9 protein-coding genes are annotated in these 12,492 nt (G+C 71.4%); 3 read left to right on the top strand and 6 right to left on the bottom strand.

Features of this window, described 5'->3' with window-relative positions; genetic code table 11:
• Positions 1-108: 108 nt before the first annotated feature.
• Entirely contained in the window at positions 109-1,572 is a 1,464-nt protein-coding gene (locus V6V89_RS19435; protein ID WP_334620578.1) for a cobyrinate a,c-diamide synthase, read from the bottom strand.
• An 81-nt stretch (positions 1,573-1,653) separates the two neighbouring features.
• On the opposite strand from V6V89_RS19435, the gene V6V89_RS19430 reads away from it, so the two are divergent.
• Together V6V89_RS19430 and V6V89_RS19425 are read left to right on the top strand one after the other, a co-directional pair.
• On the top strand, positions 1,654-2,487 hold the full coding sequence (locus tag V6V89_RS19430) for an SURF1 family cytochrome oxidase biogenesis protein (RefSeq protein ID WP_334620577.1): 834 nt from the start codon (positions 1,654-1,656) through the stop codon (positions 2,485-2,487).
• Between the two features lie 28 nt (positions 2,488-2,515).
• The gene (locus V6V89_RS19425; RefSeq protein WP_334620576.1) at positions 2,516-2,980 is read left to right on the top strand and encodes a hypothetical protein; all 465 of its coding nucleotides are present in this window, start codon (positions 2,516-2,518) and stop codon (positions 2,978-2,980) included.
• Here the strand turns inward: V6V89_RS19425 and V6V89_RS19420 are convergent.
• The 4 genes from V6V89_RS19420 to V6V89_RS19405 all read right to left on the bottom strand — a co-directional run bounded on the left by V6V89_RS19420 (position 2,963) and on the right by V6V89_RS19405 (position 10,288).
• Positions 2,963-5,071, bottom strand: coding sequence for a putative bifunctional diguanylate cyclase/phosphodiesterase (locus V6V89_RS19420; RefSeq protein ID WP_442935176.1), 2,109 nt, complete (start codon positions 5,069-5,071; stop codon positions 2,963-2,965). The genes V6V89_RS19425 and V6V89_RS19420 overlap by 18 nt on opposite strands.
• Positions 5,072-5,181: 110 nt before the next feature.
• Entirely contained in the window at positions 5,182-6,696 is a 1,515-nt protein-coding gene (locus V6V89_RS19415) for an ATP-dependent DNA ligase (protein ID WP_334620574.1), read from the bottom strand.
• Positions 6,686-7,351, bottom strand: coding sequence for an NAD-dependent epimerase/dehydratase family protein (locus V6V89_RS19410; RefSeq protein ID WP_334620573.1), 666 nt, complete (start codon positions 7,349-7,351; stop codon positions 6,686-6,688). Before V6V89_RS19410 ends, V6V89_RS19415 begins: the two co-directional genes overlap by 11 nt.
• A 225-nt stretch (positions 7,352-7,576) precedes the next feature.
• On the bottom strand, positions 7,577-10,288 hold the full coding sequence (locus V6V89_RS19405; protein ID WP_334620572.1) for an ATP-binding protein: 2,712 nt from the start codon (positions 10,286-10,288) through the stop codon (positions 7,577-7,579).
• A 178-nt stretch (positions 10,289-10,466) separates the two neighbouring features.
• On the opposite strand from V6V89_RS19405, the gene V6V89_RS19400 reads away from it, so the two are divergent.
• Positions 10,467-10,940, top strand: coding sequence for a hypothetical protein (locus V6V89_RS19400; protein WP_334620571.1), 474 nt, complete (start codon positions 10,467-10,469; stop codon positions 10,938-10,940).
• Positions 10,941-11,129: 189 nt separating this feature from the next.
• Here V6V89_RS19400 and V6V89_RS19395 read toward each other — a convergent pair whose 3' ends face one another.
• Positions 11,130-12,473 carry a dipeptidase gene (locus tag V6V89_RS19395; RefSeq protein ID WP_442935177.1) on the bottom strand — a complete coding sequence of 448 codons (1,344 nt, stop codon included), beginning with the start codon at positions 12,471-12,473 and terminating at the stop codon, positions 11,130-11,132.
• Positions 12,474-12,492: the final 19 nt, after the last annotated feature.

Genomic DNA, 12,492 nt, shown 5'->3' with positions numbered 1-12,492 from the left:
AGCGACTGGCGGCTACAGGGAGGCACAAAAGGCGCATGACCCGCGCGAGCGGAGCGAGCGCCAATTAGCACGGTCATGCGCCGCCTCCACCCGCGCCGGTTGGCGCGATCACGCGTTGACCTCGTCGCTCGGGCTCACCAGGCTCGGATCGGTCGGCTCCTCGGAAGGTGGCCGCGGGGCGGGCGGTGTAGGGGCGGGAGTTGCCGGTGCCGCAGGGACCGCGGGCGCCGCGGCGGCCACGAGCCGGTGCGCGATCTCGGGCACCCCCGCCCAGTGCAGCATGAGCTGTGACGCGTGTACCCGTCGCAAGACGAACCCTTCCGGTGAGCTGCCGCCCCAGGTCCACGCGGGGTTCGGGCCGGAGCGCGGGTTGACCATGCCCCGGTGCTGCTTGTAGCCCACGACCCGGGCACCCACCTGGGCGACCGGCGTGGACGCTCGCGCGGTGGCTTCCCGGTATCCGACCACCATCTGGTCGGTGCTCATGCCGGTGGCGTCGATGACCCCGCACATGGGGCGGCCGTCGAACTCGCGGGCCAGCCACAGCAGGCCGGCTCCCTCGGCGATGATCGGGCGGCCGGCTTCGGCGAGGGCGGCGACTTCGGTGCAGAGCCGCCGGTTGGCGGAGAGCTCCTCGGCGTACGACTCGGGCAGGCCGCCGCCGATCACGAGCGCGTCGGTGCCTTCGGGGAGCTGTTCGTCGCGGAGCGGGTCGACGGGTACCACTGTGGCGCGCGCCGCCGTGAGCAGCTCGGCCGTCTCGGCGTACGAATAGGAGAGGCCGGCGCCACCGGCGAGCGCGACGACCGGGCGGCGGCCGACCGCGACCGCCGGGGTTTCGCCCCTGGCCGACCACGGCTCGATCGTGAGCTGGGGCGCGGAGCGTGCCAGCGCGAGGAGGCGTTCGAGGTCGACGGCGGCGGCGATGCCCTCGCCGAGCCGGCGTACGCCGCGCGCGGCCTCGACGGCCCGGTGCACGACCGGCACCACGCCGTCGTGGCGGGGCGGCAGGGCGGGCGGCAGGTCACGCCGGCGGAGTGCGCCGAACACCGGCACTCCGATGTCGTCGAGCGCCTCGCGGAGCAGCTGCTCGTGGCGTTCGGAGGCGACCCGGTTGAGGATCACGCCGCCGAGCCAGAGCATCTCGTCGTACGCGCGGAACCCGTGCACCAGCGCCGCAACCGACTGGCCCATGGCGCCGACGTCGACGACGAGTAGTACCGGTGCGCGGAGGGCCGCTGCGACGCCGGCCGTGGAGTGCGAGTCGGCGCGCCCGGTCAGGCTGTCGAACAGGCCCATCGTGCCCTCGACGACCGCGATGTCGGCGCCGTTGGCGCCATGCGTGAACAGCGGCGCGACGCGCGACGGCCCGACGAGGCGGGGATCGAGGTTGCGCCCGGGGCGGCCAGCGGCGAGGCCAAGGTAGGCGGCGTCGGTGTGATCGGGTCCGATCTTGAATCCGGAGGCGCGCAGGCCGCGCGCGGCCAACGCGGCGAGGAGTCCGACGGTCACGGCGGTCTTGCCGTGCCCGGACGACGGTGCGCTCACCACGATGCGTGGGACGGCGGTCATCGGCGGCTCCTCCCTTGTCTCGGCCGGCAACGTGAGCCGGCACCAGACTAGTGCCTGAGATCACACGAGTAGCCTCGTGCTGTGTACCGGTTCCTTCTCACCCCTCGCTGGCTGGGCTTAGGCGCCCTCATGGGCGTGGCGGCCGCCGTGATGGTGCTGCTCGGAAACTGGCAGCTCCACCGGTACCAGGAACGTAGCGCGATCAACGAGCGGATCGACGCGACGGCTCAGAAGGCGCCCGTGCCGCTGGCAAGCATGTTGCCCGGTCCGGTGGGTGCTGGTCATGTCCAGGTGCAGCCACCAGCCGGCGCCGAATGGACCCGTGTCACCGTAACCGGCCGGTACGACCCCGCGAACGAGATCCTGGTCCGTGGCCGCACCGTCGACGGGCACGTGGGCTTCGAGGTGGTGACGCCGCTGGTGCTGGCGGATGGTTCGGCGGTGCTGGTCGACCGGGGTTGGGTGCCGCCCGCGCCGGGTGGTGCCGTGGCGGTCCCCGAGGTGCCGCCCGCGCCGTCTGGCCAGGTGACGCTGGTGGGTCGGGTGCACCTGTCCGAGAGCCAACCCGATTCGGTGACCCGCCGCGAGGGGCGGCTGGAGACGCGCCGGATCGGGGTGCAACGGCTGGCCGACGAGTTGCCGTATCCGGTCTACGGTGCGTATCTGCTGGCCGAGGACGTCGGGCCAGGGCTGACGGAGATACCGATCGGCCACGAAAACTCCTGGCAGAACGCCGGATACGTGGTGCAGTGGTGGCTGTTCGCGGCGATGGCCGTGATCGGGTTCGGGTGGCTGGCACGCCGGGAGGCACACCCGCACGCCCCTGATGATCGCGACCGCGCGGCCGCGCCACGGCCGCCGAAACCCGTAGACCGCGTGGCGGCCGCGGACGCCGAAGGCACCAAAGCGAGCTAAGCAGGCACCGGGGTACTACCGTGACGCCATGGCCACGGACCCCACAATGCCCATGCCAGGCCAGTTCCCGCCGCCCACCGACCCCTGGTCCGCCCCGGCGCTGCCAGGACCTCCCCCGGCGAGCGCCCCGCCGGTCGACGCGGGCGTGGTCGTCGCGCAGATCGGCGAGATAGGCGTCACCGCCACCACCGTCCACACCCCCGCGGGCGCGTTCCCCCTGGCGGGCTCCACCTGGCAGGTATCGGATTTCTGGCACACCGAGCAGAAGACACCCACCTGGGCGGTCGTGATGGCGATCGCGGGCTTCTGCGTGCTGACCGTGTTCAGCCTGTTCTTCCTGCTGGTCAAGGAGACGATCTACCGGGGGACGGTGCAGGTGACCGTCACGAACGGCCAGCGGCAGTACGTCGCACGGATTCCCGTAACGGGTGAGCCCCAGGTGCAGTACGTGCACCAGCAGGTCAACTACGTGCGTTCATTGGCCGCGTTGTAGCCACGGCAGCGCGGAAGGCTCCACCGAACGCGAGAAGTGCCAGCCCTGCGCGGTGTCGCAGCCCAGTTCGCGCAGCACAGCCGCCTGGCTGGCCGTCTCGACGCCCTCGGCGATCACGCTCATCTTCAGCTTGTGCGCTAGCCGGATCACCGCCTCGAGGATCTCCTGGTCGGCCTGGTCGGGGCCGCCGGGTGCGCGCAGGCCCGACATGAACGAGCCGGCCAGCTTCAACGCGTGTACGGGCAGGCTGCGCAGGTACGCCAGGTTGGAGTAGCCGGTGCCGAAGTCGTCGATGGCCAGCCGTATGCCGAGGTCGGCGAGCGCGTGCAGGGTGCGCAGCGGCTGGCCGGTGCTGCCCATGACGGAGGTCTCGGTCAGCTCCAGTTGGAGCCCTTCGGCAGGCAGGCCGGTCTCGGCGAGGATGGTCTTGACGTCTTCGACGATGGTGGCCTCGCGCACCTGCCGGGCGGCGACGTTGACGCTGAGCAGCGGGCGGGGGGAGTCGGGCCAGGCCTGCGCCTGCTCGCACGCCTCGCGCAGCACCCAGCGGCCGAGCGACACGATCAGCCCGGTCTCCTCGGCCAGCTCGATGAAGCGCCCCGGCCCGATCACGCCGCGTTCGGGGTGCCGCCACCGCACGAGCGCCTCGGCGCCCACCGGCACGCCGTCGGCGAGGCGCACCAGCGGCTGGTACTCGACGAAGAACTGCCGGCGGGCGAGCGCGGCGGGCAGCTGGGCGGAGAGCCGGTAGCGGCTGACGTCGCTGGCGTGCCGGTCGGCGTCGAAGACCGCCCACCGGTCGCGCCCGTCGGCCTTCGCCCAGTACAGGGTGGTGTCGGCGGCCTTCATCAGCTCGGCGACGGTGGTGCCGCGTACCGGCCGGTCGACGACGCCGACGCTGGCCGAGACCTTGAGCGCGTGCCCGCTGACCCGCACCGGTATCCGCACGGCGGCGAGTGCGGCCTCGGCCACCCGCACCAGCTCGGCGGTGCCGGCGGTGCGCTCGACCAGCACCACGAACTCGTCGCCGCCCATCCGGGCCACCAGATGACCGCTGCGGTGCAGGCGGCTGGCGAGCCGGCCGGCGACGGTACGCAGGAGCTGGTCGCCGACGTCGTGGCCGAGCGTGTCGTTGACGGCCTTGAACCCGTCGAGGTCGAGGTAGCAGACGCCGACCCGCGCGGAGGGGTCCGGGTCGGCGAGCGCCAGCGCGAGCCGCTCGAAGAAGAGCGTGCGGTTGGGCAGGTCGGTGAGCGGGTCGTGGAGCGCCTGGTGGCGCAGCTGGATCTGGAGCCGGTGGCGTTCGGTGATGTCTTCGACCATGCCGACCGCGTACTTCGGCGTGCCGTCCTTGTCGCGGATCAGCGAGACCACCAGGTCGGTCCAGATCTCGGCACCGTCGCTGCGCACGAAGGGCTTTTCGGTGCGGAAGTTATCACTGCGCCCGGCCCACAGGTCGTTGTACGCCTGCCACACGTCGCCGTCGTCGCCGGGCGGCTGGAAGAAGCTCGCGGTGGTCCGTTCGAGGAACTCTTCCCGGGGGTACCCGAACATGTCGCACAGTGCCCGGTTGACCTCCAGCAGGCGCCCGCTGAGCGTGCCGATGCCGATGCCGATGGCCGCCTCGGTGAACACCGCCTGGAATCGCGCCTCGCTCGCCCAGCGTGCCTCCTCGGCTTCCGCCTGGGCGACCAGGGCCGCGGCGTAGATGCCCTCCTGCTCGGTCATCGTGCGGTTGCGCAGCGCCTGGGCGTACCCCTCGGCGAGGCTCCCCTGCAGGCGCGCGAACCGCTTCTGGCTGCCGGTCGCTTCCGCGTACGGCTGCAGGTGCTCGCCGAGCACCGCGAGGGTCCGGCTGAGCGACGTGGGGTGCGTGAAGTGGGCGGCGACCATCGCCGTGCCGACCTCGAAGCCGATGTGGCCGTCGGGCTCGTCGGTGCTCAGCGCCTCGATCATGCGGGCGGCCGGACCGGTCAGGTGCGCGACCAGCTCGGCGCGGCTCATGGACACGTAGCTCGTCCACGCGATGGCCTGCGCCCAGAGTTCGGCCAGGCGCTCGGGGTCGGGTGTGGGTATCGGCACGGGCCGCATCCGATCAGCCGATGCGGACGCCGGCGTACCGCGAATCCACCTGGCGCACCCCTCCCAAATCTGAATGATTCAGGATCAGCATAAGCGTGATTTTGCCGCGCGTGGAATTTTCACGTTCCGTTGTGGATCGCCCGCACTGCGTCAATGGTGTCTGCCTCGGCGGCCGTCTTGTCGTCGCGGTAGCGCAGGACGCGCGCGAAGCGCAGCGCTACCCCGCCCGGGTATCGCGGGCTCGCCTGCACTCCGTCGAACGCGATCTCGACGACCTGCTCGGGCCGCACCGTCACGACCCAGTCGCCCTTGTCGACGGCCAGTTCCAGGAATCTCTCAGTCTGCCAGCGCAGCGTGGAGTCCGTCAGCCCTTTGAAGGTCTTGCCCAGCATGACGAACCCGCCCGTCTCCGGGTCGCGGGCGCCGAGGTGCAGGTTGGACAGCCAGCCCTTGCGGCGCCCGTGCCCCCACTCGACCGCGAGCACCACCAAGTCGAGCGTGTGCCGCGGCTTGACCTTGACCCAGGCGGCGCCGCGCCGTCCCACGTCGTAGGCCGCCTCCGGCGACTTGACCACCACGCCCTCCTGGCCGGCGGCCAGGGCGGCCGCGAAGGCGTCCGCCGCCTCCGCCGGCGTCGCCACCGCGGTGCGGCCGACGAGCAGGGGCGCCGGCACCACGCCGGCAAGTGCGGCCCAGCGTTCCCGTCCCGGCGCGTCGAGCAGATCCGCGCCGTCGAGGTGCAGCATGTCGAAGAAGTACGGTGTGAGCACCGTGACCGCGGCACCTTTGGTGGCCGCACGGGAGGCGGTTTCCTGGAACGGCCTCGGGCGCCCGGCCGCGTCCACCGCCATGGCTTCGCCGTCGAGCACGATCTCGCGCACCGGCAGCGCCCGGACGGCGGCGACGACCTCCGGCATCCGTGCCGTGATGTCGTCGAGGCTGCGGCTGAAGACCCCCACGTCGCCGCCCGACCGGTGCACCTGGATGCGGACCCCGTCGAGCTTGACGTCGACCACGGCGGGCACCCCGGTGGCGGCGAGCGCGTCGTCGACCGAGGGGGCGCTCTGGGCCAGCATCGGCGCGAGCGGCCGACCCACCCGCAGTGTGAACGCGTCGAGCGCCGCCAGACCGCCGGTGAGCGCGGCGACGGCGACCTCTTTCAGGTCTCCGGCGAGCAGCAGCGCCCGCCGCACCGCCGTCACCGGCACCTCCCCCGCCTGGGCGATCGCGTCGACGAGAAGCCCCGCCTGGGCGCCCTGCCTCAGCTCGCCGCCGAAGAGGGCGACGAGAATACGCTGCTCGTCAGCTGTGGCGGCGCCGAACAGCGCGCCCACCAGGTCGCGCCGCCGCGCCTGCGAGCCGGCACCGCCGACCCGGGAGATCTCCTCGATCGCGGCGTCGACCGCCGCCACGGTCAGCGTGGCGTTGTCGGCAGGCGGCGGCGCCTGCCGCAGCGTGGCCCAACCGACGCCGGTCTGCCGTTGCCGCAGCTCACCCGCGAGGTACGCCGAGCCGGCCGCGATCTGCTCCGGCGGCAGCGCCCGCAGCGCACCGGCCAGCAACTCCACCTTCGCCTTGCGGCCGGAGGTGGCGCTGACGGCCGCGGACACGGCGGCGATTTCGCTAAACAGCATGGGCGCTCGCGAGCTCGTTGATGTCCGGGCTGTCCAGTACACGCTTGGTCGAGCGGCCGCGGGCGGCGTTCAGCATCGCGAGGCCCATCGCCTCGGTCGTGGTGAACTGCTTGCGCAGGAGCCGGCGGAACACGGGAACAAGCGGTCTGAACACCCCGTACAGCACCCGGTACAACCGGGTGCGCGAGGTGATCCCGTGTAGCGGCTGGACGAACCCGGGCCGAAACATGTACGCCCGGAATGGCAGTGCGCGCACGTCGTCCTCGGCCTGCTTCTTGACCCGCGACCACATCGCGTTGCCGCGGCCGGTGCCCGCTCCGGAGACGAACACGAAGGTCAGGTCGGGGTTGTCCGCGGCGAGGGGGCGCGCGGCGGCCAGCGTGTAGTCGTACGTGATCCGCTTGTAGTCGGCCTCGTTCATGCCGACGGAGGAGACGCCGAGGCAGAAGAAACACGCGTCGTACCCGGACAATTCGCCGGCGATCGGCGTGAGGTCGCTGAGATCCGCGTGCGCGATCTCGCGCAGCTTCGCGTGCCGCTGTCGCGTGGGCGCCCGCCCGACGGTCAGTACCGCCTCGACGTCGGACGCGAGCAGGCACTCGCGCAGCACACCTTGACCGATCATCCCGGTCGCGCCAAAGACGATGACCTTCACTCGGAGAACCGTACCGCTGTGGCCTGCGCTTTGGGGGCGGCAAACGCGAGCAGCGCGGCACCCCCGCGCTCCAGGGCGGACTTCGAGGCGGCACAGTCACGCCGTCCTATGCTCCCCAGCTGGCCGTCTACCTGGGTCTGCTGGACGCGGACTTCGAGGTGCGCTCCCCACCAGAGAGCTGGTGGACTACGTACGCGTGCTGGCCGCCCGCTACGCGCGGGCCACCTAGGACGCCCCTGTCACGACCCGCCGCAGCTCCGCACGCGTGGACACGTCGAGCCGGCGAAATGCGTTGGTGAGATGGAACTCCACAGTCTTCACGCTGACCACGAGACGCTCGGCGATCCGCCGGTTGGACAGGCCCTGGCAGGCGAGCGCCGCGACCGCCCGTTCGGCCGTCGTGAGCGCCGCTAGTGGCGCGGCTGGCGGGCCTAGCCGCAGGCCGGCACGATCCGCAGCGCGCATGGTCTGGTTCACGTACGCCATGGCCCCGATGCGGGCGAACTGGTCCAGCGCCGACCGCAGACAACGCTCGGCCACGGCTCGCCGTCCCATTGTGCTGTGACATGTACCGGTCAACAGGTCGATGCGTGCCGCTTCCAGCGCGAGTCCGACGGCGTGCGCGTGGCCGGCCGCCTCGGCGCAGTGTGCGATCGCCTCGGCGTGATCCCCCTCTGCGGCGGCGATCTGGGCGCGAACCCGGGCGACGCTCATGCGAACGCTCGCGCGGTCGATGGTGGGTAGCCGGGCGAGGAAGGCGTCCAACGCCTGTCGGGCCTGCGTCGCACGGCCGAGTTGAGACAACGCGTCGGCGCGCACCGGCCCAGCCAGGTGTGTGCCCGGCTCTCGCGCCGGATAGACCTGCTCCATCCTCTCCGCCGCGGCGAGCAACCGGTCCGGATCGTCCTTGGCCTGAGCGACGGCGGCCTGGCTGGCGGCCGCGTGGGCCAGATCGGCGGGTACGCCGCTTCGCCGCGCCCACGTGCTGGCCTGCTCGGCGTGCCACTGCGCCTGTTGCCATTCGCCCTGCGCCGCCAGCGGGTAGCTGGCCTGGGCGTGCAGCAGCGGATAGTCCCAGACTCGATTGTTCACTTCGGAATCACCGATGGCCACGCTCGTGTGCAGCACCGCCTCGTCGAGTTGGCCGCGGCGGTACTCCACCTCGCCGAGAAAACCCAGCGCCTGGGCGATCCGCAACGGCTCACCACGGATCGCGCGGGTCAGCGCCGAGGTGAGGTCGCTGTGGGCGCCGGCCAGGTCGTCGGTCCACAGCCGGATCACACCGCGAGCCACCGTGCCGTTCAAACCGGATACCGCGCCCGGCATGTCGGCGTCGGCGAGGTACGCCAGCGCCTCGGCGCCGCGCCCTGCCACGGCGAGACCGATTGCCCGCATGAAGGACGCGAACGAGGCCACCCACGGCTCCCGCGCCGTCGCCGCCGCTGTGGCGCCATGCTGCACCATCTCGTCGTACGAGAGCGTGAGTATGCCGATAAGGGCCAACTGGGTGCAGATCCGCGCCAGCAGATCGGGCGGCTGCGATTCGGCGGGCGGTTGATCGGTCCGCACCATGGCCAGCGCCCGGTCGAGCCGTTCGCGTGCCTCGGGGAGCCGGCCTGCCAACAGCAGCTGGTAGCCGGCGACGTAGTCCGACCACGGGCCTGGTTCTACGGCGGCCAGTTCGCCCTGGCGCTCCATCGCGGTCGCGACGTCGCCGACGACGAGCATCGCCTCGACCGCCGCCAGCAGTCGGGGGGTACGCCGAGGAACTGACGGTGTCAGCTCCAAGGCGTGGTGCAGGTGCATGGCGGCCGGGGCCAACTCGCCACGCGCCTGGTGCGCGCGGGCCGCCTGTTCGAGGTCGTGGGCGAGCCGGTCGTCCGGACCGTCGGCGGCCGCGATCCGGTGCCAGAGTGCCTCCCCCTGCCCGTTGACCGCGGCCCTGCGGTGCAGCTCTTGCCGGCGAGCCCGCCCGGCCTCGTGGTACGCGACGCTACGCGCCAGCGGGCTGGTGAACGCGAGGTCCTGTCCGGCTGTACCGGGTACCTCCTCGACGAGGCCGGCATCGATCGCCTCGGTAGCCGACCCAGCGACATCGGTGCCGTCCAGGAGATCCCGTACCTTCGCGAGGCTGAACCGGGCACCGACCACCGCGCCCGCGACCACGAGTTCCCGGGTGGACGGTCGGCAGGAGGCGAGCCGCGCGGCCATCGGCCGCGCGATGGTTGCCGGCGCGGGCAGCGGCCCGAGGCCGTAAACGATCGAACGCATCGGCACCCGATCGAGGATCTGACGCACGTAAGACGGGTGTCCACCGGTGTGGTCGTGGAGCCGGGCGGCGCCTGCGGGCGGTAGCCCGGGGTGTCCACAACTGACGGCCAACCGATGTAGGTCTGCGGCGGGCAGTCCACCGAGGACTATCGACGCTCCACGATCGGAGTCGAGCATCCGCCGCCAACCGTCGTCGAGGATGTCGGAGCCCGCCATCCTCGTCGAGGTCCGACAGGCGACCACGACAAGCACCGCGTCGGTGGTGAGGCGGCGCACGGCCACCCGGAGCGCGGTCATCGACGGCGCGTCACACCATTGGGCGTCGTCGACGACGAGTATCAGATCGGTTGCGCGGCGCAGGTGCGAGGCGAGAGCCTGTCCGACGCCGGCCGGGTCGGCGTGTGCTTGCGCAGCGTCGCCAAATGCCGCCAGCGGTTCGTGCAGACCCCTGGCCACCTGCTCGACCACGCCCCAGGACAGGTCGGTCTCGGCCTCGTCGCCGCTGACCCACAACAGGGTCGTCGGTCGGGTCGTTTCGACAAATCGCCGGACAAGGGCGGTCTTACCGATGCCGGCGACCCCGGCGACCCCGACAATCCGCGCCTCGCCGCGCCTGGCCGCCTCCCACGCCTGCTGAAGCAGTGACAGCTCACCATGGCGTGCCACAAATGGCGGGTTACCGCCGGCCTCACGACACGGCGGAGACATATTGCCACGCGTCACCGGACCATCACGCGGCCCAGGGTAGATGAGCGTTACTACTGGGGTTCGACCCTGAAGCCAGGGCATCACCCGATCCATAGGCTCACCAGGGCAATGTCCCACCAACTCCCGTGGAGGGCAGATGAAACGCCTCGTTACCCTGGTGCTCGCGACGCTCGGAGCGGCCGCTGTCGCGCTCGTTCCGGCGGGTACGGCGTCGGCTCACGCCGGTACCCATGTCGTTTCACTCGATGTAGAAATGACGATCAAGGACGCGGACTGGCCGGACAGCGACGATTACGCGTACCCCAAATGGAAGCGCTCCGTGACGATCAGCGAGGCCACGCCGAGTAGGACCACCCAGTTCGTGGGGTGCGCGGACGAGGTCAGGGTCGTGCTCGACGTAACGGTCAGCCACAACCCGAGTCCGTTCGCGAACTTCGACGTGGCGATCAAAACCCGGACCCGATTCTACGAGGGCTCCAGTTGCAACACCACGGACCTGGAGGTGACCACCACCCGTAACTTCGTCGTGCCCGGGTTCTCATCGGCCACCGACAGCTGGGTGGTCAAGTCGGGCGACGACCACGCCTCGCTCTGGATATACGCACGGTAAACCGACGCTCCTGGCCCATCCACGTCGCAGCGCGGTGCTGCGGCGTGGCCGGGTCGTGACGACGGCCAACGCGTGACCGATGGTTGACGAAGACAACCGACGATCGCGCGGTGGCCGCCGCATGTTGGCCGGCTGCGCGTCAGGGCATGGAACGCTACTGCGCCGAGCAGGCCGGGGTGCTGCTGGCATCTAGGCGGCGGCGTTGGCCACGTTGCGCAGCAGGAGGGCCTCTGCCAGACAGACGCGCGCGAACTCGCCCAGGTGCAGGCTCTCGTTCGGGCCGTGGGCCTGTGCGTGCGGGTCTTCCACGCCGGTCACCAGGATCGCCGCGCCCGGGAACATCTCCTGGAACGTCGCGATGAACGGGATCGACCCGCCCACGCCGATGTCCACAGGAGACACCCCGTCCCACGCCGTGCGGAACGCGTCCCGCGCCGCGTCGAACATCGGCCCCGTCGCGTCGATCACGCACGGCTCACCGTCGTGCTCGAACGTCACCTCGACCTGCACGCCCCACGGCGCGTACTTCTCCAGGTGCGCCTTGACTGCGGCGTACGCGCTCTTCGGCTCGTCGCCCGGCGCCAGCCGCAGGCTCAGCTTGGCCTTGGCAGACGGCACCAACGCGTTCGGCGCCTCGGCGGTGCGCGGCGCGTCGACGCCCAGGATGGACAGCGCCGGCTTGGTCCAGAGCCGCTCGGTCAGCCGGCCGGTGCCGACGAACGAGACGCCGTCGAGCAGGCTCGCCTCGGCGCGCAGCCGGTCTTCCGGGTAGTCGACCACGGCGCCGCCCGGGCTGACCAGCCCTTCGACCGCCACGGTGCCGTCGTCGTCGTGCAGGGTCGCGAGCAGCTTCGCCAGTGCCGTCAACGCGTCCGGCACCAGGCCACCGAACATCCCGCTGTGTACCGCGTGCTCGGCGGTGCGCACCTCGACGAAACAGTTGACGATGCCGCGCAGCGAGGTGGTGAGCGCGGGCACGCCGATGTCCCAGTTGCCCGAGTCGGCGATCACGATGACATCGGCGGCGAGATCGTCGCGGTGCTCCTGAAGCAGCCGCTCCAGCGAGTCCGACCCGTACTCCTCCTCACCCTCGATGAAGAGCACCACGCCCACGGGCAGCGCGTCACCGAACGCCCGCAGCGCCGCCACGTGCGCCATGATCCCGGCCTTGTCGTCGGCCGCGCCGCGCCCGTAGAGCCGCCCGTCGCGCTCCACCGGCTCGAACGGATCGCTCTCCCACAGGGCCAGGTCGCCGGTCGGCTGCACGTCGTGGTGCGCGTACAGCAGCACAGTCGGCGCGCCGGGCGGCGCCGGCCGCGAGCCGATCACGGCCGGCTGCCCGCCGGAACGAACGACCCGCGTGTCGAGGCCGCAGCCGCGCAGCAACTCCGCGACCGCCTCAGCGGACCGGTCGACCTGCGTGTGGTCGAAGCCGTCGAACGCGATGCCCGGGATGCGGACGAGGCGCTCGAGATCGGCACGGACTCCGGGAAGCTCGCGCGTGATAGCCGCGCGCAGCTCAGCCTCGCTCAAGGTCATGAACGAATCCTAC

Origin of the sequence: Micromonospora sp. CPCC 206061, assembly GCF_036906915.1 — a bacterium.
Taxonomy (GTDB): domain Bacteria; phylum Actinomycetota; class Actinomycetes; order Mycobacteriales; family Micromonosporaceae; genus Phytohabitans.
The sequence above is the reverse complement of the archived record's forward strand: the minus strand, read 5'-3'. Positions and strand labels throughout refer to the sequence as shown.

Bases quoted from the DNA above. Each gene is read 5' to 3' on its own strand.
- V6V89_RS19435 (WP_334620578.1), bottom strand. From the start codon at position 1,572: ATGACCGCCGTCCCACGCATCGTGGTGAGCGCACCGTCGTCCGGGCAC.
- V6V89_RS19425 (WP_334620576.1), top strand. From the start codon at position 2,516: ATGGCCACGGACCCCACAATGCCCATGCCAGGCCAGTTCCCGCCGCCC.
- V6V89_RS19420 (WP_442935176.1), bottom strand. From the start codon at position 5,071: ATGCGGCCCGTGCCGATACCCACACCCGACCCCGAGCGCCTGGCCGAA.
- V6V89_RS19415 (WP_334620574.1), bottom strand. From the start codon at position 6,696: ATGCTGTTTAGCGAAATCGCCGCCGTGTCCGCGGCCGTCAGCGCCACC.
- V6V89_RS19400 (WP_334620571.1), top strand. From the start codon at position 10,467: ATGAAACGCCTCGTTACCCTGGTGCTCGCGACGCTCGGAGCGGCCGCT.